The sequence below is a fragment of the Nitratireductor sp. GISD-1A_MAKvit genome (assembly GCF_040819555.1).
Classification (GTDB): domain Bacteria; phylum Pseudomonadota; class Alphaproteobacteria; order Rhizobiales; family Rhizobiaceae; genus Nitratireductor.
The window spans coordinates 62,255-85,167 of record NZ_CP161920.1 but is presented as its reverse complement, the minus strand read 5'-3'; the positions used below and the strand labels follow the sequence as shown (position 1 = coordinate 85,167).

General features: G+C 59.6%; 22 protein-coding genes and 1 pseudogene. 7 read left to right on the top strand and 16 right to left on the bottom strand.

The annotated features are described in order from the left end of the window. Positions 1-134: 134 nt before the first annotated feature. The 7 genes from AB2N04_RS01595 to AB2N04_RS01565 all read left to right on the top strand — a co-directional run bounded on the left by AB2N04_RS01595 (position 135) and on the right by AB2N04_RS01565 (position 7,371). A complete protein-coding gene (locus tag AB2N04_RS01595) occupies positions 135-995 on the top strand; it encodes an alpha/beta hydrolase (RefSeq protein WP_367716585.1) in 861 nt (286 codons plus the stop codon). Beyond that, positions 992-2,110, top strand: coding sequence for a C45 family autoproteolytic acyltransferase/hydolase (locus AB2N04_RS01590; protein WP_367716584.1), 1,119 nt, complete (start codon positions 992-994; stop codon positions 2,108-2,110). The genes AB2N04_RS01595 and AB2N04_RS01590 overlap by 4 nt, the downstream gene beginning before the upstream one ends. 71 nt (positions 2,111-2,181) lie before the next feature. Beyond that, on the top strand, positions 2,182-3,228 hold the full coding sequence (locus AB2N04_RS01585; RefSeq protein ID WP_367716583.1) for an ABC transporter substrate-binding protein: 1,047 nt from the start codon (positions 2,182-2,184) through the stop codon (positions 3,226-3,228). Continuing rightward, the gene (locus AB2N04_RS01580) at positions 3,173-3,736 is read left to right on the top strand and encodes an ABC transporter substrate-binding protein (protein WP_367716582.1); all 564 of its coding nucleotides are present in this window, start codon (positions 3,173-3,175) and stop codon (positions 3,734-3,736) included. Before AB2N04_RS01585 ends, AB2N04_RS01580 begins: the two co-directional genes overlap by 56 nt. A 76-nt stretch (positions 3,737-3,812) precedes the next feature. Beyond that, the gene (locus AB2N04_RS01575; RefSeq protein ID WP_367716581.1) at positions 3,813-4,757 is read left to right on the top strand and encodes an ABC transporter permease; all 945 of its coding nucleotides are present in this window, start codon (positions 3,813-3,815) and stop codon (positions 4,755-4,757) included. Next, positions 4,754-5,578: an ABC transporter permease gene (locus tag AB2N04_RS01570; RefSeq protein ID WP_367716579.1), complete on the top strand. Its 825-nt coding sequence runs from the start codon at positions 4,754-4,756 to the stop codon at positions 5,576-5,578. Before AB2N04_RS01575 ends, AB2N04_RS01570 begins: the two co-directional genes overlap by 4 nt. Positions 5,579-5,592: 14 nt before the next feature. Continuing rightward, positions 5,593-7,371 carry an ABC transporter ATP-binding protein gene (locus AB2N04_RS01565; RefSeq protein ID WP_367716578.1) on the top strand — a complete coding sequence of 593 codons (1,779 nt, stop codon included), beginning with the start codon at positions 5,593-5,595 and terminating at the stop codon, positions 7,369-7,371. Positions 7,372-7,391: 20 nt separating this feature from the next. Here the strand turns inward: AB2N04_RS01565 and AB2N04_RS01560 are convergent, their stop codons facing one another. The 16 genes and pseudogenes from AB2N04_RS01560 to AB2N04_RS01485 form a co-directional block, all read right to left on the bottom strand. Next, entirely contained in the window at positions 7,392-8,618 is a 1,227-nt protein-coding gene (locus tag AB2N04_RS01560) for a D-amino acid dehydrogenase (RefSeq protein WP_367716576.1), read from the bottom strand. 61 nt (positions 8,619-8,679) lie between these two features. Further along, positions 8,680-9,621 carry a dihydrodipicolinate synthase family protein gene (locus tag AB2N04_RS01555; protein WP_367716575.1) on the bottom strand — a complete coding sequence of 314 codons (942 nt, stop codon included), beginning with the start codon at positions 9,619-9,621 and terminating at the stop codon, positions 8,680-8,682. A 97-nt stretch (positions 9,622-9,718) separates the two neighbouring features. Further along, positions 9,719-10,741 (bottom strand): LysR family transcriptional regulator, encoded by a 1,023-nt coding sequence (locus AB2N04_RS01550; protein ID WP_367716574.1) that lies wholly within the window; start codon positions 10,739-10,741, stop codon positions 9,719-9,721. A gap of 11 nt (positions 10,742-10,752) precedes the next feature. Further along, a complete protein-coding gene (locus AB2N04_RS01545; RefSeq protein WP_367716572.1) occupies positions 10,753-11,754 on the bottom strand; it encodes an oligopeptide/dipeptide ABC transporter ATP-binding protein in 1,002 nt (333 codons plus the stop codon). Next, positions 11,751-12,755 carry an ABC transporter ATP-binding protein gene (locus tag AB2N04_RS01540; RefSeq protein WP_367716571.1) on the bottom strand — a complete coding sequence of 335 codons (1,005 nt, stop codon included), beginning with the start codon at positions 12,753-12,755 and terminating at the stop codon, positions 11,751-11,753. The genes AB2N04_RS01545 and AB2N04_RS01540 overlap by 4 nt, the downstream gene beginning before the upstream one ends. Continuing rightward, positions 12,755-13,654, bottom strand: a complete 900-nt coding sequence (locus AB2N04_RS01535; protein WP_367716570.1) for an ABC transporter permease — start codon at positions 13,652-13,654, stop codon at positions 12,755-12,757. Before AB2N04_RS01535 ends, AB2N04_RS01540 begins: the two co-directional genes overlap by 1 nt. After that, positions 13,651-14,571, bottom strand: a complete 921-nt coding sequence (locus AB2N04_RS01530) for an ABC transporter permease (protein ID WP_367716568.1) — start codon at positions 14,569-14,571, stop codon at positions 13,651-13,653. Before AB2N04_RS01530 ends, AB2N04_RS01535 begins: the two co-directional genes overlap by 4 nt. After that, on the bottom strand, positions 14,564-15,886 hold the full coding sequence (locus AB2N04_RS01525; RefSeq protein WP_367716567.1) for a M81 family metallopeptidase: 1,323 nt from the start codon (positions 15,884-15,886) through the stop codon (positions 14,564-14,566). The genes AB2N04_RS01530 and AB2N04_RS01525 overlap by 8 nt, the downstream gene beginning before the upstream one ends. A gap of 13 nt (positions 15,887-15,899) precedes the next feature. After that, positions 15,900-16,067: pseudogene (locus AB2N04_RS01520) on the bottom strand (M81 family metallopeptidase); the annotation flags it as partial. Beyond that, positions 16,064-17,500, bottom strand: coding sequence for an amidase (locus AB2N04_RS01515; RefSeq protein WP_367716566.1), 1,437 nt, complete (start codon positions 17,498-17,500; stop codon positions 16,064-16,066). The gene AB2N04_RS01515 and the pseudogene AB2N04_RS01520, both read right to left, overlap by 4 nt. Beyond that, positions 17,497-18,261: an SDR family NAD(P)-dependent oxidoreductase gene (locus tag AB2N04_RS01510; RefSeq protein WP_367716564.1), complete on the bottom strand. Its 765-nt coding sequence runs from the start codon at positions 18,259-18,261 to the stop codon at positions 17,497-17,499. Before AB2N04_RS01510 ends, AB2N04_RS01515 begins: the two co-directional genes overlap by 4 nt. Before the next feature lie 14 nt (positions 18,262-18,275). After that, positions 18,276-19,010 (bottom strand): TSUP family transporter, encoded by a 735-nt coding sequence (locus tag AB2N04_RS01505; RefSeq protein WP_367716562.1) that lies wholly within the window; start codon positions 19,008-19,010, stop codon positions 18,276-18,278. An 8-nt stretch (positions 19,011-19,018) separates the two neighbouring features. Further along, positions 19,019-20,014, bottom strand: coding sequence for an ABC transporter ATP-binding protein (locus AB2N04_RS01500; protein ID WP_367718705.1), 996 nt, complete (start codon positions 20,012-20,014; stop codon positions 19,019-19,021). A 5-nt stretch (positions 20,015-20,019) separates the two neighbouring features. Beyond that, positions 20,020-21,018, bottom strand: coding sequence for an ABC transporter ATP-binding protein (locus AB2N04_RS01495; protein WP_367716560.1), 999 nt, complete (start codon positions 21,016-21,018; stop codon positions 20,020-20,022). After that, entirely contained in the window at positions 21,015-21,965 is a 951-nt protein-coding gene (locus AB2N04_RS01490) for an ABC transporter permease (RefSeq protein ID WP_367716559.1), read from the bottom strand. Before AB2N04_RS01490 ends, AB2N04_RS01495 begins: the two co-directional genes overlap by 4 nt. A gap of 1 nt (position 21,966) precedes the next feature. Beyond that, positions 21,967-22,887: an ABC transporter permease gene (locus tag AB2N04_RS01485; RefSeq protein ID WP_367716558.1), complete on the bottom strand. Its 921-nt coding sequence runs from the start codon at positions 22,885-22,887 to the stop codon at positions 21,967-21,969. Positions 22,888-22,913: the final 26 nt, after the last annotated feature.

Here is a 22,913-nt window from a genome sequence, read left to right as displayed (position 1 = left end):
TGCGCTATCCCCCTGTGTCGGCGCAAGCTGGAACGGCATATTTGCCAACATATGATGTTTTTAAATTGGCGCCAATATTGACTCGATAAAAGTTCCCAATTAGCGTGCCGTCAGTTTTGAAGAAGGAGACGTGTGTGCTAGCGCAATCGACACATTCCGCGGAGGATCGCCGCAAGGCGCTTTATCAGCGAGGACGGACAACAATCTTTTCCTGCAAGGCGGACCCGCGCTTCAGCTACAGTCTCTATGTTCCCGAAGACATCGATACGGTCGGAAATCCCGAGCTGCTGGTCGCGGTGCACGGTACCGCACGCATGCAGTTTCAGTATCGCGAGGCCTTTGCCGGTTTCGGCCACTACAACAACACGGTCGTGCTCGCTCCGCTCTTTCCAGTGGGGGTGCGCGGAGACGGGGATGCAGACGGCTACAAATACATACTGGAAGGCGACATACGCTATGATCTGGTGTTGCTTTCGATGGTGGCAGAAGTCGAGGAGATGCTCGGCTGTCGCTTTCCGCCCTTCATGCTGTTCGGGTTTTCCGGCGGAGGGCACTTCACGCATCGGTTTCTGATCCTCCACCCCGAGAAACTCAAAGCGGTTTCCATCGGCTCGCCGGGCTCCGTCACCCTGCTCGACCGCGACAGGGACTGGTGGGTCGGCATTCGCAATATGCGAGAGCTGTTTGGCCGGGATCTCAATGTGCCCGCGCTTCGTGCAGTCAAGGTGCACCTCGCCGTTGGTGGTGCTGATGTTGAGACGTGGGAGATCCAGCACAGGGAAGGCGGCCGGCGGTATATGGAGGGAGCCAATGATGCCGGTCTGACCCGTGTTGACCGGAACAACAGTCTGCGTGCCTCGCTTGAGAAAGAAGGAGTGACCGTCACACAGGACATTGTGCCGGGGGTCGCCCACAATATGGAAGGCATTGTTCCCTACACAATCCGGTTCTTCCGCAGTGTCCTTCAGAATCAGGGGGATCAGGCTTCAAAATGAGCAGTGTCACGCCTCCTCCCCAGATAGAGGTCGAAGGCCCGGCCGAAGTGCGCGGCGAGGCCTATGGCCGGGCTGCCGACGCGCAGATCAAGTGCGGTGTCGAGCGATATCAGACATTTCTCGCAGCAAAAGGATGCACCTGGGATGCCGTGGTCAAAGCAGGCAGCCTGCTGGCCGAAACGCTGGAACAGACCTGCCCGGAGCAGCATCGCGAGCTGATTGCGGTGGCGCGAGGCGCGGGTGTCGACCTGACCGACGTTCTTCTGATCAACGGGCGCAGCGAGATCCTGAATGCGGCCGGAATGAACCTTGAAGCAGAGGACCGAAAGGCGCTTGATGATGGCTGCACGGCAGCGGTTGCAATGCCTGAGCGCACTGCCGAAGGACGGCTGATCCATGGGCAGAACTGGGACTGGCGGCCCGAATGCGAAGAGACGACGGTTGTCCTGGTTGTTCGTCGTGAAGACGGACCAGACCTTATGACCTATGTCGAGGCTGGAGGCCTTGCCCGCGCCGGTTTCAACGACGCAGGGATCGCCATCACCGGCAACAATCTGCAGATTGCCGGAGAGAGCTGGGCCAAACCGGGAATCCCGCTATCCGTTATCCGGCGCCTCGTGCTCGAAGCTGAAACATATCCCGCTGCCCTGCAGGCGGTGGCTTCCTCACCGCGCACCGTCTCCAACAACATGATCATCAGTTATGCGGGGGATGGAGGCGAGGCATTCGACCTGGAAACCACGCCTGAGGAAATATTCTGGCTCGTTCCCGACAATGGTCTGCTCGTCCATGCCAATCATTTCTTGTCGCCGGCAGCGCAGGCCAAGGTGGTGGACAAGGGCCTGTTGAACGGCATGGATACGCTATACCGCGACCGCCGCGTGCGGACCCGGCTTGACAGGGCCGGAGATCAGATCACCCAGGCTGATTTCGAAGAGGCTTTCTCCGACGCTTTCGGTCATCCGGCTGGCGTGCTCCGCTCTCCTGTGTCGCGCAACAGGAGCCAGTCGATATCTGCGACGGTCGCCACGATCCTCATGGATGCTTCAGCCAGGACGATGCGGGTCCGCCAATCGCCATATAAAGAGGGCGAATACGCGACCTACACCCTTTGAACCCGAACCTCGCAATCAATTGAGCTCGAAACCACAACGACAACAACAGCTCGCATAATGGGAGAACCGACATGCACAAGAAACCCGTAGGAAAACACGTATTGGCGGCATTCGCGTCCGCCTTGCTGCTCTCCTCCAGCGGCATCGCGCAGGCCGAAACCGTGCTCAAGGCGGCCTTTATCCAGGACATACGCGGCACCAATCCCGGTGTGGATCGCGATGGCAATACCGACACCATTCACATGCATGTGGTTGAGGGGCTTGTGGCCTATGCGGGGGACTTCTCCATCAAGCCGATGCTGGCCGACTCCTGGACCGTGAGCGAAGACGGTCTCACCTACACGTTCAAACTGCGTGAGGGCGTCCCGTTTCACAACGGGGAAGTCATGACTTCCGAGCATGTCAAATGGTCGTGGGATCGCTTTATGGACCCGCAAACGAAATGGCGCTGCCGGAGCTATTTCAGCGGTGAAAACGGGCCGGAAGTCGTTTCCATGGAAGCGCCCGATGCGCACACCGTCATCTATCGTCTTGCGAGCCCAAGCGCGACCTTCCTGGGCAATCTTGCGCGTTTCGACTGCGGGAACACGGCAGTGCTTCACCCGGATTCTGTCGATGCAGACGGGAAGTGGGTGGAACCGGTGGCGACCGGGCCCTTCAGGTTCGGGGAAGTCAAATACGGTCGCTACATCGATCTCGAAAAATTTGACGATTATGCAAGCCGCTCCGACCCGCAGGATGGTTATGCAGGTGCCAAGAAAGTTCTCTTCGACAGGGTTCGACTGCAGATTTTGCCCGAGCCCTCTGTCTCGAAGGCTGCTTATCTCGCTGGCGACATCGATCTTCTAACGGTTCAGCCCGCGGATCTGGTGGAGATGGAAGCGGCTCCGAACACGCAGATCGTGAACGCTGAAACGGCCCTTTGGGATACACTCCTCCTGAACTCGAACGACCCACTCCTGAAGGACAGGCGGATCCGCCAGGCCATGGCGCATGCCATCAATCGCGAACAGGTTGTGGCGGTGATCTCGGAAGGGCCGCGGCCGCGCCAACCCTTCACCATTGCCGCCGGCCTCATCGTTTTTCTCCGACGTTCAGTGGGAACAGCTGCCCTATGACCCGGAAAAGGCCAAGGCGCTGCTTCAGGAGGCCGGCTATGAAGGCCAGCCGATCGAGATTCTGACCAACAAGAGGTCGGGAGCCTATTATGAGCGCGCGCTCATCGCCCAGTCCATGCTCAAGAAAGTGGGCATCAACGCCGAGCTGAAGGTGCTCGAGTGGGGAACCCAGCTCGATGCCTACACCTCCGGTGAATATCAGATGCAATCGTTCAGCTACTCCCCGCGGCTCGACCCCGCCCTGAGCTTCGAGATGATCACAGGCGAACAGTCTCGCAAGGTCTGGAAGGATCCCGAGGCGATTGCACTGGTCGAAAAGGCCATGGTGGTTTCGGACCGCGAAGAGCGCCAGGCCATCATTGACGAGCTGCATCGTCGCTTCATCGAAGAGGTTCCGGCCATCGGTCTTGGCCACCGCGACAAGTTCTATGCGGTACGAAACAATCTTGAAGGCTTCACACCGTGGGGTGCGGGTAAGGAGATCTTCTGGGGAGTGGAACTGAAGTAGCCATCCTTTCGGAGAGGTGCGCCAGCCGGCGCCCTCTCCACTCTCTGCCCGACATCATCATCCTTGGGGTACTCTCATGTGGAGCTACGCACTGAAACGGGTGCTAACGGCCATTCCGACCGTTTTCCTCGTTTTGATCATCGTTTTCACCCTTATCCGTCTCATCCCGGGAGACCCTGCGGAACTGATGCTCTACGAGCTTGACGACCCTGCCGTCGTTCAGCAAATGCGTGAGGATCTGGGGCTCGAGCAACCCATTCCCGTGCAGTTTTTCATCTGGTTGGGCAATCTGGCCACGGGCGATCTGGGTGTTTCCATCCGCACACACGAGCCTGTACTGCCTGCACTTCTGGAGCGCTTCAGCGTTACTGCCACCCTGGTGTTCTGGGCCGTATCCTTTGCAGTTTTGATCGCCGTTCCCGCAGGAATGGTTGCCGCCTGGAAGCAGAACACGAAGATCGATTTTGCCATTGTGCTCATGGCCATATTCAAACTCTCCCTTCCCAGTTTCTGGGTGGGGCTGATGTTGCTTCTCTTTTTCGGAGTCTACCTTCAGTGGCTGCCCACGGTTGGTTATGTGGAACTGAGCACGGATTTCGGTGTCGGTGTTCTCTACCTGATCATGCCCGTCATTTCGCTGGCGCTCACCGAAATTGCGGTTCTGACCCGCATGATGCGATCGGGCACGCTTGAGGTTCTGCGCCTGGAATATGTGACCCATGCGCGGGCCAAGGGCCTTTCGGAGGGGGCGGTTCTGGCCCGCCATGTCTTCAAGAACGCATTTGCACCCGCTCTGACGATGCTGGGCCTTGTCATGGCCTCCCTGCTTGGAGGCGCGGCTGTCACAGAGACGGTCTTCAGCCTTCCGGGCATCGGCAAGCTGGTGGTGGATTCCATCTATGCGCGCGACTATCCGATGCTTCAGGGCGCGCTTCTGCTCATTGCCGGCGTTTATGTCGTGGTCAATCTGGTGGTTGATCTTCTCTATGGTTTCTTCGACCCGCGTGTGACCCTGAAATGAAAAAACTGAAGAAAATTCTGTCTCGCCCCAACGGCCTGGCCGGTGGCCTTATGCTGGGTTTTGTCTTGCTGGTGGCCGGCATAGGCGCCATCTACACGCCGCATGACCCCAATGCTCAGGATTATCTCGCGCGTTTCGAAGGTCCCTCGCAACTGCACCCGCTGGGAACGGACATGTTCGGCCGCGATCTGCTTTCGCGCCTTCTGGCGGGGGCAGGCGTTTCGGTCACGGTCTCGTTTCTTACAGTGGCTGTGGCCGTCACCGGCGGTGTGATCATAGGGGCCTTCTGCGGTTACTGGCGCGGCTGGTTCGATCGTCTGGTGATGATGGTGATTGAAGCGCTGATGGCCTTTCCGGGCATCCTGCTTGCTCTGGCATTGATGGTGGCGATCGGGCCGAACAAATATGGTGTCGTTCTCGCACTTGCACTGGCCTATCTGCCTTCGGTGACACGCCTCGTGCGTGGAACGGTGCTCTCACTGCGTGAGAAGGAATATGTCGAGGCGTCCGTTGCTCTCGGAAACGGAACGTTCTTCACCCTTTTTCGCCACGTTCTGCCCAACAGTATGGGGCCCTTGATCGTGCTCGCTACGACAATGTTCGGCTGGGTTCTCCTTGCAGAAAGCTCGCTGGCATTTCTCGGTCTGGGTGTTCCACCGCCGGCGCCTACCTGGGGCAACATGCTGGCGGAAGCGCGTGGTTATCTCATGCGTTTCCCGTGGCTCGGGATTCTTCCGGGCATCTGCATCTCATTTGCCTTGCTGGGCGTCAATCTCTTTGGCGATGCCCTGCGCGATGAACTCGACCCCCGCAACAATTGATCAAGAGGCCCGCCGTGACACACTCTCCCACCATGCCTCTGTTGCAGATACGCGATCTCAAGATCGTCTTTCCCTTCAAGGAGCCCATGACGGCCGTACACGAGGCCAACCTCACTATTGAACCCGGGCAGATACATGCTGTGGTTGGCGAGTCGGGAAGCGGCAAGACCATGCTGGCACGCTCGGTTCTGCGGCTCCTCCCACCTCCGGCGCAGATCGCTGGTGGGCAGGTGCTGTTTCAGGGGCGGGATCTCGCTTCGCTGAGCGACCGCCAGATGCGCGCGGTCCGCGGCGCGGAAATCGGCATGATCTTTCAGGAGCCGCTGGTATCGCTCAACCCCGCGATTCGCATCGGAAAGCAGCTTTCCGAAGGGCTGCGTCTGCACAGTAATCTCGATGATGAGGAAATCCGGGACCGTGCGATCGAGATGCTGAAGGCAGTGCGGATCCCCGATCCGGAAGACTGTTTGAAACGCTACCCGCACGAATTCTCGGGTGGCATGCGGCAACGCATCATGATCGCGTCCGTGATGATGCTTCGTCCCAAGCTGCTGCTTGCCGACGAGCCGACCACCGCGCTTGATGCCATCGTCCAGAAAGACGTGCTGGACATCATGCGCGATGTGGTGGGCGAGTTCGGTGCCTCTGTCATGCTGATAAGTCACGATCTCGGTCTCGTGGCACGCTATGCCCATCAGGTGACCGTCATGGAAAAAGGGTTGATCGTGGAACAGGGGTCGTCGGACAGGCTCCTGACCGCCCCGGAACATCCCTACACCATCAAGCTCCTTGCCTCTCTTCCACATGGTCCGCAGGAGGAGGCAGGCAAACCCGCGGAACCGGAACCGTCGGTGCCTCTTCTGAGTGCGCGCGATATCAAGGTGCACTATGAAATCCCGTCTCCCTGGCCCTTCGCCCGCCCCGGGCAGAAATGCGCGGTGGCCGGTGTCTCGCTCGATCTGCATGAAGGCGAGATGCTGGGACTGGTTGGAGAATCCGGCAGCGGCAAAAGCACGCTCGGCCGTGCGCTGATCCGCCTGAAGGACCCTTCGTCGGGGACGGTAACCTTCCGGGGACAAGAGATACTCGGCCTGAGCGGTGAACCGCTGCGGGCGGTGCGACGAGAGCTCCAGATCGTGTTCCAGGACCCGTTTTCATCTCTTGATCCGCGTATGCGAGTCGCAGAGCTGATCGCCGAGGGCATGCGTCATCTTCCGAACATCGATCGCGCAGAGAAGCGAGAGAGAGTTGCTGAGATGCTGGATGCCGTCGGCCTGGGCGGCGGGTATGGAGAACGCTATCCTCATGAGCTTTCCGGCGGACAGCGGCAACGCGTAGCGATCGCGCGGGCGCTGGTGACGCGTCCTTCGGTGGTGGTGGCGGATGAACCTGTCTCTGCGCTTGATGTGACAGTGCAGGCCCAGATCCTGAAACTATTGCGGAAACTCAAGGAGCGCTTTGGTTTTTCCTGTCTGTTCATCAGTCACGATCTGGGGGTGGTCGAATCCCTGTGTGATCGCGTTCTGGTGATGTACCGGGGCCAGATCATGGAGCAGGCTCCCACAAGACGGCTCTTCGAACAGCCACATCATCCCTACACCTGCCGGCTCATGAACGCTGTACCGGTCCTCTCGGAAACAGATCAGGGCTATCGCCTGCGTGACAATGTTTTACAGCCGGTGGCCAGAAAGGATCAGTCGCGTTACTTCGACCCGATGACCGGCCACGGAAAATCGGGGGAAGCGCGCCTCGTGGAGGTCACGCGCGATCATTATGTGGCGCTGGAAGCCTGAGCGCTGGACGTTCGAGTGGATCAGGCCGAAACCTGCGGCGTTCGTCCGGCCATCAGATCGGCAAGCACGCGCGATGTTCCGCAGGCCTGTGTCCAGCCGTTTGAACCGTGACCGATATTGATGAACAAGTTATCGATCACCGATTGCCCCAGACGGGCCGGGCCGTCTGGGGTCATGGGTCGAAACCCGCACCACCATTCTGCCTTGTCATAGTCGCTGGCGTTGGGAAAGAGCGTTTTCACGCGCTCCAGGAGCAAGCGCCTGGCTGACGGTGTTGGCGTCGGGTCGAAACCGGCGAGTTCCGCCATGCCGGCTGCTCTTAGACGAGAGCCCAGCCGCGTGATCATGACCTTGGAATGCTCGTCCATGACACATGAAACGGGGGCCGCCTGATTGTCGGAAATGGTGCACGTCAGCGAATAGCCCTTCACCGGATATATCGGGGCCGAGAGGCCGGCGCTGGCGAGCAGGGACCGGGAAAACGGGCCGGCGGCAACCACATAGGCGTCGGCCTCCAATGTCTCTTGGGGCGTCTCCAGACCGTGGATGCGACCGTTCTTGATGAGCAGGCGCGTAGCGTCGGTGTTGTACAGAAACCGGGCGCCACGCTGTTCCGCCAGGATCGCAAGCGCCTGAGTGAACAGCCTGCAATCCCCCGTTTCGTCGGTTGTAAGATGAATTCCGCCTGAGAAGGTCTGACTGCGAAGCCCCAGCGCAGGCTCGATCTGCACGATCTCCGAGGGCTGGAGAAGCCGGTGCTCGATCCCCATCTCGGTGAGAACACGCGATGAGGCATGCCCAATGGTCATCTCTGCATCGGTGGTAAAGAGATGGAGGATGCCTTTGTGCGCTGCGTCGTATTCGATGCCTGTCTCCTCGACAAGCTCGGTAAGGCAGCGCTTGGAATAGTGGGCCATAGCCTGCATTCGGGCCTTGTTTTGCGCAAAACGCGATCGTGTGCAGTTCGCGGTAAACTGGGCCAGCCACTTCCATTGAGCAGGATCGAAACGCGGACGAACTTTCAGTGGGGCGCTGTCCTGGAAGAGCCATCGCAGTGCTTTCCAGGGCATTCCCGGAGCCGCCCAGGGACCGGCGAAACCGGGACAGATCCCGCCGGCGTTGGCATAGCTTGTCTCCATCGCCGAATGCGCATTGCGTTCGACGACAGTCACATCGTGACCATCCTTGAGGAGATACCAGGCGCTTGTGGTTCCCACCACACCTGCACCTATGACGATGATGCGCACCGCTACACCCCCTCTCGCATTGCTTCACTTCGCATTCTGCTTGGTGAGCGTATTCGTCTGGTCACTCCGCGGCGAGAATGCGTGGCTGGGGCTTCAGCCCGTAGCGCTCGCCGATGCCCAGCGAATGGAAGGCGTCAATGCCCGCCTGCAAGGCAGCAGCTTCCAGCGGCTTCAGTGGTTTGCGCAGCGGACCCGACGGAAGGCCAACCGCGCGCATGAGCGTCTTCACCGCGACAGGATTGATCGCCGAATAGGCAAAATGGAGCATGGGCAGATTGGTCAGCCAGGCTTCCCGACAGGCAAAAGCATCCTCGCCAGTCTCCCAGGGTTTCGAAATCACTGCCATCTCCTGCGGAATGATATTTCCGGTCATGTTGGCGGTCCCGTGCCCGCCGAGGGCCATGGTCGGAATGACAAGGCCAAGGTTGGGCGAACAGCAGCACATGATGGAAAGGTCAGGTTTCCCGGCGCACATCTGCGCGACCTGTCCGACCCGCGTCGTTGATTCCTTCAACACCACCATATTGGGATGCTTCGCGAGTTCGAGAAGGTCCGTCCAGTGCAGGTCGGTCTTCACGCGTGGCGGGTTGTTGTAGAAGCCGATGGCGAAGTCTTCGGCGTCACAGACCTCGCGCACATAGTCGGAGATCGCGGCATTGTCCGCACAGATATAGGCAGGCGCCGCAATGATCGCGCCATCGCCTCCCTCGGCTTTCGCATAGCGCACATAGTCTATCGTCGACTGCGTGTTGTTTCCGGTGCAGCCATAGTAAAACAGCATTTTTCCGGTTTTCATTTTCGCGGTCTGCGAAATGATTGCGCGACGCTCCTCGGGTGTGAGCATGGAAACTTCGCCGGTCGATCCCATGATCAGAACGGCCTCGGTGCCGTTCTGTTCGTGCCAGCTCAGCAGGGTGCGGAAACCCTCGAAGTCAATACTGCCATCTTCGTTCATGGGCGTGACAAGCGCCACGAACGAACCTTTGGGTTTTACATGAGCCATGAAAAGGACCTCCTGAAAGCGGTTGTCGACTGGTTTTGTCGGAGCTCCGGTGTTTCACCAGTGCCGAGAAAAGCAATTTATTAATTGCAACAGGCACTTATCTCTCCTCCGCACCGTCGACTGGTGATGCTCTATGGAGCGGAAAAGGGGGCATAAAATCAAATACAAATATGATTGACCTGCATGCTGAAAACTTATGCTGATGCTGCAGGCTTATGGAGTTAGCGCGTGGGCGCCCTCCAGAGACTTCAAGGTTTCGGTGATATGCTCTGCAAAAGCTTCCGCCGCCCGTGAGAGTTTTACCCCCACCGGTTTGATCAGATGAAAGTCGAAGGGTATTTTCGGTTCGAAGGGGATAACCTTCAGGACATCCCTGAACACACCCACGGTCATGGAGTCCACAATGGCGACGCCAAGACCGGCGGCCCGCGAGGCTACAGGCGGCATAAGATGGCTGACTCTCGACTGTCACGTCGGGCTGAATGTTTGCTTCGGCAAAGGCGCGGGTCACGTAATTGGCGGTGAGTGTATGATGCGCGAGCGCCACCATCTTTTCATCCTGCAGATCCACCGGCGACAGCGTGGGACGATCTGCAAGAGGATGGTCGTGGGTAACCACGCAGACACAATAGGTTCGGTAGGATGCCAGAATATCGACATTCGGCCTTTTGACATGGGTCTGCGCAATTCCCAACTCGATCTGACGCGACGAAACAAGATCGACGATCCGCGCGGAGGTGTGAACATTGTGAGTGACGCGAATGCCTTCATGCCGCGAAAGAAATCCCTTGAGGGCGCGCGGAAGGATCTCGAAGCTGACCATGGGCATGGTGGCGATATAAAGGCTCGCACGCCTTAGCTCCTTGATCTCCCTCGCGATCTGGCTGAGTCGTTCGAGGCCGAAATACATGTGATCAACTTCTCGCTCGAACTCGATCGCTTCGGCCGTCGGGGTGATCTTGCCACCTTCACGGATGAGAAGTGGAAAGCCGATACTGCGTTCGAGTTCCGCGACAAGTCGGCTGACAGCCGGTTGCGAGACGCTTAGAGCGTGCGCTGCTGTCGTAATCGATCCGTGCCGCATGACCAGCCGGAATGCCTGAATTTGCCGTTGGTTCATCACAGCCCTCTTTATCGCTCGATCCCGGTCGAGCCTACCCCGGATTTGCTCACTTGAGGATAGTGACACGCACAATCGTGGCCTGGTGAGAGCGGGGCGAGGGCAGGGGCTTCTATATTGCACAGATCCAGGGCTTCGACGCATCTTGGATGAAACGCACAGCCGGGCGGAGGCGAAAGAGGGCTGGGCGGATTGCCCTTGAGATGAATGGGCGGTAGCCCGGCCTCGTCGTCGGGAGAAAACACCGCCTCCTGAAGGGCTTTCGTATAATGATGGGCAGGTGAAGCGAAAACGCTGTCGGTCGGTCCCGCCTCAACGACCCTGCCGAGATACATCACGTACATCCGATCTGTCATATGCTCCACAACAGCAAGGTCGTGGCTGATGAAGAGCATGGCCACACCGGTTTCCCGACGCAGTTCAAGAAGAAGGTTCAAAATCTGCGCCTGCACAGAGACGTCGAGCGCCGATGTCGGCTCGTCGCAAATCAGCAGCTCGGGTTCGATAATGAGCGCGCGTGCTATGGCAACACGCTGGCGCTGACCTCCGGAGAGTTCGCTGGGAACCGCGTCCAGCAGACGTGCCGGCAGCCCCACCTGATCGGCAAGCCGTGTGACGCGTCGTGTGCATTCCTCGCCCGTGCTCAAGCGATGCACGCGAAGCGGCAGGGCGATGATGTCGCGGACACTCATGCTGGGATTGAGCGATCCATAGGGATCCTGAAACACTGGCTGGATGCGGCGCGCGCGTTCCCGGTTGGCTGCTTTGGCGATTGGCTCGCCGTCGATCTCCACTGTTCCGGAAGCGGGAGACTCAAGGCCAAGCAGAATGCGGGCAAGCGTGGATTTCCCGCATCCCGATTCTCCCACCAGACCGACGATCTCGCCGCGTTCGATGGTAAGGTCAATGCCCTTCAATGCCTGCAACTGGCCATAGCCGCGCAGGAACCCCGTTTTCACGCGGTAGTTCTGCACCACGTTTCTGGCGCGTAGTAGAGGTGTTGCGCTTCTCATGTGGAAATCTCCGCGGTGAGCGCTGGTTGTGTGTTGTGACAGAAAATCGCGTGCGCCCCGTTCCCGTCATGCATCCCCTGAACCAGGGGCGGCGGAACTTGATCGCAGACGGTCGTTTTGCGTTCACATCGACCACGAAACGGGCACAGTGGATCGGGCATGTAAAAGGAGGGAACGGTGCCGGGAATCGTGCCGAGCGGCGTCTGCTTTTCGGTCTTGCCGGGTCTGGGAACGCTTCTCACGAGACCTTGTGTATAGGGATGGCCCGCACGGCCAAGAACAGCATCGCGCGTACCCTTTTCAACCGTGCGCCCGGCATACATGACGTTGATGTGGTCGCCAATGCGCGATACCACGCCGAGATCATGGGTGATGAAAATCATGCCCATGCCCAGTTCTTCTCGAAGTTCGGCGAGCAGGGCCAGGATCTGCGCCTGGGTGGTCACATCAAGGGCCGTTGTGGGTTCGTCGCAGATGATCAACTCCGGCTCACACATAAGAGCCATGGCAATCAGAACTCGCTGGCGCAGCCCCCCCGAGAGTTCGTGCGGATATTGGCCAAGACGACCGCGTGCATTGGTGATGCCGACCCGCTCCAGCAGATAGATCGCACGGCGGCGCGCTTCCAGCCGTCCGGACCCGCGATGCCTGCGATGAACGGCGCAAAGCTGATCACCTATCGTGAAGGTTGGATTGAGCGCCGTCATGGGCTCCTGGAAAATCATCGAGACGCGGTTGCCGCGCAGGCTGGAGAGGGTCGCCTGCGTTGCGCCACGCAAATCGGTGCCGGCGATCTCAATCTCATCGGCTTCCCACACGGCGGAAGGTGGCAATAGACCGAGCATCGCCAGGGCCGTCATTGATTTTCCGCAGCCGCTTTCACCCACAAGGCAAAGGGTCTGGCCAGGTTCGACGGAGAGATCGACACCACGCACCGCGTGAAGCAGCCCGGCGTCGGTACGCAGACGCACATGGAGGTTTTTCACCGAAAGCAAAGACATTAGCGCCCCCGCGCCGTTACGTCGCGCAGGCCGTCGCCCAGAAGGTTGATGGCCAGCGTGAGGATGAAAAGGCAGACACCCGGCAGGGTGATGATCCACGGGCTGAAGAACATGAAGGTCTTGGCCTCCGACAGCATCAGTCCCCATGAGGGAAGAGGCGCCTGAACACCGAGCCCGAGAAAGGAAAGGGCCGCTTCGAGCAAAATGGCATGCGCCAGCTCAACCGTGGCCACGACGATCAGCGGGGCACGTATGTTGGGCAGGATCTCGCGAATGAGAATATGCGGCAGCGAGCAGCCGATGGCCTGCGCGGAACGAATATATTCGAGCGGGCGGATTTGCAGCGTGGCGGTGCGGGCCACCACGGCAAACTGGTCCCAGAGCAAAAGGCCGATGACCAGAATGACGATCCACAGAGATGCACCGGCAACCGCCACCACTGCGAGAGCCACAAGGATGATGGGCATGGAGAGGCGGACCGTGATGATGGTCGAAATCACGGCATCGACCCTGCCACCGAAATATCCTGCAAGGAGGCCGAGCGTGCAGCCGATCAGGCCGGAAATGAGGATGGCGCCGAATCCGATGCCCATGGAAATGCGCGCGCCATAGATGAGGCGACTGAGATAATCGCGGCCGAGCTGATCTGTCCCCAGAAGGTGCTCTGGCGAGGCATTCTCGTGCCAGAAGGGAGGCGCAAGGCGCAGCGAGAGGTTTTGCGCGAAGGGATCGTAGGGGGCGAGCAGCGGGGCGAAAACAGCCACCAGCGCAACTGCTACGACCACTGTAATCCCGAACATCAGACCGCGATGCCTGAGCACGGCGCGGCGGCGCGCTTTCCTGCGGGTTGCCTTGAGTTCAAGCGCCTCGGTTTCGCTGGACATGATCGTCTCGGTCATCGGCTTATCCGGATCCGTGGGTCCATCAGGGAGTTCAACAGGTCAGCGGCCAGCGTCAGAACGACATAGATCATCGAGATGATCAGCACGATCGCCTGAATCACCGGCATGTCGGCGCGGCTCATCGACTGCCAGGCAAGATAACCGATCCCATTGATCGCGAAGATGGATTCAATGACGATTGATCCGCCAAGCATGAAACCGAACTGCACTGCGATAAGAGAGATGACCGGCAGGATCGCGTTGCGCAGCCCGTACTTGAACAGGATGGTGCGTCGCCTGATGCCCATGGCGCGGGCGGTTCGGATGTAATCGGAACGCAAGACCTCGACCATTCCGGCCCGAACCAGACGCATCAGCGCTGGCATCGCGTAGGAGCCCAGCGCGATGGCTGGAAGAATGAAATGCCGGAAGCTGGTGCTGCCCGAGATTGGAAGCCATTGGAGCGTGACACCGAAAAGAAGGATGAGCAGAAGGCCGGCCCAGAAATTGGGAATGGCCTGGCCGCATACGGCAAGAAAAAGTGCGGCTCTGTCGATCAGCGTGTTCGGTTTCAGCGCAGCGACAACGCCAAGCGGAACGGCGATTGCCAGTGCAAAGCCGATGGAAAGGATTGCCAGAAGCGCCGTCGCCGGGAAACGCTCCGCCAGCATTTCGGAAACGGGCCGTCCGGAAAGATAAGACTGTCCGAGATCGCCTTGAACGAGGCGGCCAAGATAATCGAAATACTGCACCACCAGCGAACGGTCGAAACCGTATCGCTGGCGAATGGCTTCAATATCGCTTGCGGTGGCGCTGTCACCGGCCAGCCCCATGGCCGGATCGATGGCCACATGGGACAGAACGAAAGTGATCACAGAAATGATCAGGAGGACCAGAACGCCCAGCCCCAGCCTCTTGGCAGCAAATTCAAGCATTGATGTTCTCTTTCCTCGCGCCGGCGATGCGTCTTTTGGCATGCCGGTAGCTGAGATGATCAAGACGGGCGGTGACAGGCCCTGGAGCGATGGCGGGAATGATCCTGCTGGCCATGTCCTGATAGGCGCCACGAAAGTGGACCGAACTTTTCACGACCAGAACAGGAATTTCTGCGGGATCCAGTCCGAGGTGGTGAAGCAGAGCGGGTTCGGAGGCCTGCATCTTCCGTGGAGCGACGATGATCCTGATGCCCTCTCTTTCAAGCAATGCCACCGGCCCGAGCTCGATCCGGTTGCCCCGGTACATTGGCCCGATGCCGATGAAGCTGCCACTCCCCAGCGCCTGCACGGTGAAGGGGCCGGGTACCGGGGGGCCGAAAGCCGGCTCCTGTTTGCCTCCCAGTGAAGTGTCGATCTTCCCACCGGTGCCGGCACAGTGCGCGGCCTCTGCCGCTTCGGGGTCGGCGATGTGTACCACCACGGCTCCCGTGGCATGGGCTTCAAGAAGCGCGTGAATCATTCCCGTGGTATCGCCGGTGCCGCCCCCGCCGGGGTTGTCTTGCGTGTCTGCGATGACAACGGGTCCGGGCTCCTCGCAGCCGATCATTGCCTGCCGGACAGCTTCACCTGCGGAAGGAAGCTGGCGGCCGAAGGCTTGCTCCTTTTCAATCCATGTGGCCTCCAGCCGGTCGGCCACATTCGTCAACGTTTTCTCACCCGGTCCATATAAAAGAAGGCTCGGGCCGGCATCCTCGATGTCGGCAAGTGGAAAGCCGAAACACTGAGCGACACAGTCTACACCGTCTTCATTTTCAAGCGCCCGTCCGGCTGCAGCAATGCCGCGCATTGGCTCGGTCAGGGTGCATTGCGCGTCAAGCGTCACAAGGAAGGGGATGGGACGGAACAGTTTCTTCGGTCTGGTGCCAGAGGTGATCATGGCGACAAGACGGTTCATGGTCCGGGCCCCTGTTTCGGCCATGTCGACATGTGGATAGGTGCGGTAGGCATCGATCAGGGATGCCTGCTCTACCATTGTGCCGGACACATTCGCGTGGAGGTCCAGCGAGCAGACGATCGGAAATGGCTCTGGAGCGATGGCGCGCAGCCGGCGCAGAAGTTCACCCTCAGCGTCATGATGGTTCGGCGTGACCATTGCGCCATGAAGGTCGAGATAGAGCCCGTCCAGAGGCCCTTCTGCCAAAGCTTTTTGGAAGCCGTCCGTAATCTTCTTCGCGATGGTCTCGAAGGCATCGTCGTCCACTGGGGCCGGATGGCAGCGCAATGCACCACAGAAGAGGTGCCAGTGCGCATCCATGCCGTTCCGCAGCCTCAATCGCACCTGCCATCGGCGCTGCGGAGTGCCTCAATGTGTCGAGAACCGCCTGCCCCTCCGAAAAGGCCGGCCACCCGCCGGGATTCTGGAAGGCATTGAAGTCGGCTCTGCTGGCGACAAAGCTGTTGGTCTCGTGCTGAAACCCGGCAATGGCGATCCTCATATTCCTGTCTCCTCGCGGGCTATAGGAGAAAGGGGGAAGGGCTGGTCTGCTTCCAGGGCAGATGCCACCCGCAACACGAGATCGTCGCGCCATGGAGCCGCGACGATCTGAAGACCAATAGGAAGCTCCTCTGCCGCCCGGCCATTCTTGTCAGAAAGGCCGCAAGGCAGGGTGGCCGCTGGCTGATGGGTCATGTTGAAGGGGAAGGTGTAGGGCGACCAGAAGTGGCCGTTCAACATGTACCAGTGTTCGTCTTCAGGCCCGTTGTCAGTGTCGACGGGGTAGGGCGGAATGGCCAGCGTCGGCGTGATGAGAAGATCCCAACTACGATGGAAGAGCTGCATGCGTACCTGCAGTTCGGCGCGGGTCTTTTCGGCTTTGATGTAGTCGCTTGTGGTGAACCGGTCGGCCTGCCTGAGCACTCTCGCCACGACGGGGTCCATTTTCGCGGGATCTCCCCCGGCGGCTCGGTAGGAAGCAGCGCGGTTGCAGATGCGCAGAATGTTGTATGCGTCGAGCAATCCGGGGAGGTGGGGGGCGACCTGTTCCACCGTCGCACCAAGGCTACGAAGCCTTTCAACAGCGCTGTCTGTCGCTCTGCGTACATCCTTGTCCGGTTCTTGAAGACCCAGTGTGGGGGAATAGGCGATGCGCAGGCCTTCCACTCCGGCTTCGATGGAAGACAGGTCAAGATCGATGGCGGGAAGTGCATGGGCATCGCGCGGATCAGGTCCGGCGATTACTGCCAGCATGGCGGCGGCGTCAGCAACCGTGCGGGAGAGCGGACCGGTGTGGCCAAGAATGCCGGCGGAGGCGGGTGGGTGGTTCGCCACGATCCCGAAACTGGGCTTGAGGCCGAAAATGCCTGTCACACTGGCCGGCATACGGATCGATCCCGACGCATCGTTGCCGAGCGCCAGCGGTCCGATGCCTGCAGCCAGGTGTGCTGCGGCACCCATGCTTGAGCCCGAGCAGCCATATTCCAGATTCCACGGATTGCGGGTCGCGCCGGTGAGCGGGCTTCGCGAGAATGCGCTGCCGCCGAATTCGGTTGTGGTCGTCTTTGCATAAAGGACCGCCCCGGCAGCGCGCAGCCGGGCCACTGCTGGTGCGTCTTCATCCCATGGCTGGTCGGGATTGGTGGTGCGCGAGCCTCGCAATGTCGGCATGCCACGGGTGAGGATGAGATCTTTCACGGATACGGGAATGCCATCCAGCGGCCGCAGCTGCGCACCGCGTTCCCAGCGGCGTGCGGCAGCCTCGGCCTGCTGCAACGCTCCGTCGGTGTCGATATGGCAAAAAGCATTGATGTGTGGATTGACGCGCGCAGCCGCATCCAGCGTGCTTTCAAGCACGTCGACCGGCGAGAAACTGCCCGCCGCAAAGCCTGCGCCGAGCTCTTTCACAGACAGGGTGTGCAGTTTTCGGCTCATACCAGCGACAGGCCTCCATCGACGCGCAGGATCTGGCCCGTGACATGGGACGCCCCTTCACTGAGGAAAAACGCAACTGCTGCGGCAATGTCGGCTGGCTCCGCAATGCGACCGGAAGGGGTGGCCTTTGCCGCCGCCTTCCATGCCTCGGGAGAAATCGCAGCATGGCCGCCTTCCTTGCGGGTGTAACCGGGAGCCACGCCGTTGACGGTGATGCCCTTCGAGGCAAGCTGGTATGCAAGCGTTCCCGCGAGCCCCTCGGTCGCTGCCTTTGATGCTGCCGTAAGGGGGAAGATCGTGTCATTCACGCCGATATTGTAGGTGACAAACGAGCTGATGAAGACGATGCGTGCCTGCGTGGATTTTTCCAGATGGGGCGTTGCGCGATTGACCAGTTCAAGGAATGGAACGGTGTTGAGTTCGAACGCCTGATGAAGATCGGCGCGATCAAACTCGCCGAAGCGACGTTTGTCACCCTTGCCGGCATTGGAAACGATCTGGTCGAGCCCTCCATGTGTGTCCAATGCATGGTTCACAAGGGTTTCCGCCGCATCCTCGCTGGTGAGGTCGACCCGGATCGTGCTTGCTGAAGCCCCTTTTTGCCGGCACTCGTCCGCCACCTTCTCCATGCTTTCTTCATTCGAACGGGTGGTGAGAACGAGAGCCGTGTCAGGCGCAGCCAGAGTGCGGGCGCAGGCTGCGCCGATGCCGCTGGCGGTGCCGGTGATCAGGATGACGCGCTTCTTCGCTGACTGGTTCATGACGTTTTCGATTCCTAGTAGAGATATTTGAAGACGAGCAGGATCGCCGATGCAGTGGAGGTGATCAGGATCACTTTTCCAACCCGGCCACGGTCGACGAATTTCTTTAGCCAGTTGGAGAAGAAGAAGCCGATGAAGGCGATGGGCGTGAGGGCAAGCGCCAGAAGAATATCGGTCTTCGTGATGTGTCCCGTGATGGCCAGCGCCACGAGCGAAATGGCTGCACCGAAAACGAAGTAGGCGCTCAATGTTGCGCGCATCACCGGGCCGGTGCTCAATTGATACACCATGGCCATGGGTGGAGCACCGATGGAGGTCAGGGTTCCCATGAAGCCGGAAACGCTGCCCGCTGCGAAGAGATTGCGCGGCGAGGCCTGCAGCTTGAGACCGGCGATGCTCAACCCGACCGCGATCAGAACCAGAACCGCGAAGACCATTGCAAAGGTTTCTTCATCCAGAAGGCCGAGGCACACGACAGCCAGCGCAGAAGAGATCAGGCGCCCGCCAAGAGCGAAGCGCAGGCCGATTCGGTCGACCGCACTGAATTCGCGAACCATGCCTCCAGCGCTGACAAGAAGAGCCATCAGCAGCATGGGAGCGGGAACGAAAACCGGATCGATGACCACGAGAATTGGCGCAGCCAGCATGTTGAAGCCAAATCCGGTGGAACCCTGAATGGCTCCGGCGCAAATGATGGCAATGATGGCGGCAACCAGCGGCCATGGATCCACGACTGAAAATACACTCATACCCAGCCTCAGCGATTCCAGCAGGCGGCCCAGTGCCCCGGCGTCTTCTGTTCGAATGGTGGTGCCTGTGTCCGACAGCGATCGCTGGAAAGCGGGCAACGACTCTGGAAACGGCAACCGGATGGCGGGTTCAGAATGTCAGGCACTTCGCCGTCGCAGACGATGCGCTGACGCCGGCGCTGTTTGGCGGGGTTGGCGAGCGGGACGGCAGAAAGAAGAGCCTCGGTATAGGGATGCAGCGGCGTTTTGTAGAGAGTGTTCTTTTCTGCGAACTCCACCATCTGGCCGGCGTAGAGGATCGCCACGCGGTGTGAGATATGGCGAACGATCGATAGATCGTGGGCAATGAAGATGTAGCTGAGCTGCATCTCCCGCTGGATTTCGCGCATCAGATTCACCACCTGAGCACGCACCGAGACATCGAGTGCGGATACCGGCTCATCGGCGACAATGAGTTTCGGTTTCAGTGCAAGCGCGCGTGCTATGCCGATGCGCTGGCGCTGACCTCCGGAGAATGCGTGGGGGTACCGTTCGCCGGCATTGGCCGGCAATCCGACACGATCCAGCAGGTAGGACACGGTTTCCATGGCTTCGCGGCGGCTGCGGGCCACTCTGTGAACAAGCAAAGGTTCGGCGATGATGTCGGCTACGCGCATGCGGGGGTTGAGGGAGGCGTAGGGATCCTGAAGAATGACCTGCATGCCCCTGCGCAGTCGGCGCAGGGGCCTCCCGTCCACATTGGTAATGTCCTGCTGATTGAAGGTTATGGATCCGGTTGCGGCTTTGACCTGTCTTAGTATTGCGCGACCGAGCGTGGTCTTGCCGGAGCCGGACTCCCCCACCAGGCCGATGGTTTCACCGGGATAAAGATCGAAGCTTATGTTCTCTAGTGCGGTGATGACGTTGGGTCGCGACAAGAGCCCGCTACCACCAATTTCGTATTGAACGCCCAAATTCCGGAGGCTGAGAACCGGGGCGCCTTGCTGAGGCACTGGGCTGGGCATTGCTGTCATGACTTCATGCCCTCCCAGGCCGGTGTCATGGCATGCCAGCATGCAGCTGTTCCTCCATCGGTGATCGCCAGTGTTGGCGTCTTGCCACAAACGTCGCTGTTGATCGGGCAGCGCGGACGGAAAGCGCAGCCCTCAGGCGGGTTGATCAGCCGCGGAGGCATGCCGTCGATGTAAAGAAGATCTCCTTCCGAGGTGTCGAGACTCGGTGTGGAGCGCAAGAGCCCCTGCGTATAGGGGTGAGCAGGGTGATCGAATATATAGTCGGTTGTTCCGGTTTCGACGATCCGTCCCGCATACATGACAGCCGTGCGATGGCAGAGCCCTGCGATCACACCAAGGTCGTGCGTGATGAATATGATCGCCAGACCCAGTTCGCGTTGCAGCCGCGTCAGCAGCTCGATGATCTGTGCCTGGATCGTGACGTCCAGCGCGGTGGTTGGCTCATCGGCAATCAACAGGGACGGTTCGCAGGCAATGGCCGTCGCGATCATCACCCGCTGGCGCATGCCGCCGGACAATTCGTGGGGGTACTCATCCAGTCTGCGCCGTGGTGCGGAAATTCCCACTGCGTCGAGCAATTCCTCCGCGCGCCGCCTTGCCTGCGCAGAAGACATTTTCAGGTGATGCCGCAACACCTCGCAGATCTGTGCGCCAACCGTCATCAGCGGATTCAGGGAGGTCATGGGATCCTGAAATACGGTGGAAATCTCCTTGCCCCAAACCGAACGGCCAAGCGAACTGCCCTTTGCGCCGACAAGCGATTGCCCTCGCCACAAAATGTCTCCGCCGGTGATATATCCCGGGGGATCGATCAATCCCATGATCGCCTGAGAGGTTACGCTTTTGCCCGACCCGGATTCGCCGACCAGTCCAAGGGTTTCACCAGCGCGCACCGAGAGCGAAACACCGCGAAGTGCCTGAACCACGCCGGCGCGGGTGGCAAATTGCACTTCGAGGTCCTGCACCTTCAAGAGAGCGGGAGCATTGCCGGTCATTGCAGACCTCCACGGCGGGCGGCCTGGCTTCTGGCGAAACGTTTCTCCCGTTCCTGCGGGTCTGTCGTTACCCGTACCCAGTTGGAGAACATGTTGAGAGAAAGAACGAGGCCGACGATGCACAGGCCGGGAAAGGTCACCAGCCACCAGGCGATGAAAATGTAATCGCGACCACTTGCGATATCGAGCCCCCAGCTTGTGGCTGGCGGTTGTATGCCCAGACCAAGGAACGAAATGGCGGCCTCTGCGAGCACGATGTTCGTGAACTCGAGGATGGAGAGCACAAGCAGTGGTGTTATGAGGTTTGGCAAAATGTGCCGAAAGAGGATTCTCGCCGGGTGGCAGCCGACGATTTCGGCCGCTTCCACATAGGCGGACTGGCGCAAAGAGGCGACGGTGCCGCGCACGAAGCGCGCGAATACCATCCAGTTGGTCAGGGACAGCACCACGATGATGGTTAGAACGCTCGCTCCCATCACAGATACGATCAGGAGAATGAGCAGAATTCCGGGAAAGGAAACCTGAATATCGACAATGCGCATCAGGATGTTGTCGGTTCGCCCTCCGCGGTATCCGGCCCACAGGCCAACAGTAGTGCCGAGTGCGCCGCCAAAAAGCACCACGCAGGCTCCGATCAGAAGAGTGAGCCTTGCCCCCCAGATGATCCGGGAGAGAACGTCCCGCCCCAAATGGTCTGTGCCGAGGGGATGGGCCCATACTCCGCGTTCCAGCCAGACCGGCGGGGTGAGTCGGTGCGCGATGCTCTGCGCTGCGGGGTCGTGCGGTGCGATCAAGGGAGCAAACACCGCCATGGCGATGATCGCCGTCAGCACGACAAAGCTCACGAGGCCTGTCTTGTCACGCCACAGTTCAAGGGCAAGGGGGGCGATGCATTCCTGCCAGAGGCCTGGTTTCCGCGTGTTTGAGGTGATGTCTGCGCCAGTCATTTCAACCCAGCCTTATGCGCGGATCGATCATCCTGAACACGATGTCGAGCACGACGTTCACGACCACGATCAGAACGGCGATGGTGAAGACAACGCCCTGCACAAGAAAGAGGTCACCCCGCTGGATGGCCTGAATTGCGGTCAATCCGAGGCCCGGCCAGGAAAAGACCGTTTCAACGACCACCGAGTATCCGGCGAGTGTGAGAACGAACTCCCAGCCTGCAAGGGTAAGGAACGGGATCCAGGTGTTTCGCAGCGCATGCGCCCCCAGAACACGCCCGAATGGCATGCCCTTGGCGCGAGCCGTTTTCACATATTGCTTGTTCAGCTCATCGATCATCGACGACCGGATAAGCATGGTCTGTCGAGCCAATGGTGTCAGCGCCAGTGTTATGGCGGGCAGGATGATGTGCGCCGGGGTTGCCATGCCGGAGGTGGGCAGGAGTTTGAGGTTCACCGAGAAGACAACGATAAGAAGGAGCCCGACCCAGAACTGGGGCATGGAGAGGCCCAGAAGCCCCGCACCCACGATGGTTTTGTCCAAAAATCCGTCCGGTCTCAGGGCGGCGATTGTTCCAAGCGGGATGGCCAGCAACGTGGCTGAAACGAGGGCGACCGAAACCAGCAATAGGGAGTTCGGCAATCGATCCGCGATAACCTCCACAACCGGTCGACGCTGCCAGAGGCTTTCGCCAAAATCCAGTGTAACAAGGTCGCCGGCGAAGTGGATGAACTGGGTAAGCAACGGCTTGTCCAGGCCGATCTGCTGAGCGAATGCGGCCTTTTGCTCGGCAGACGCGGAAAGTGGAAGCATCAGGCTGACCGGATCGCCGAAGACGCGGGTAACGAGAAACACGACTGTCGTTACGCCCAGCACCACCAGCACCGATTGAAGCAACCTGTTCAGCAGGTATCCCCTCATTTGCCCCTCACGCTTTGAGAATGCTG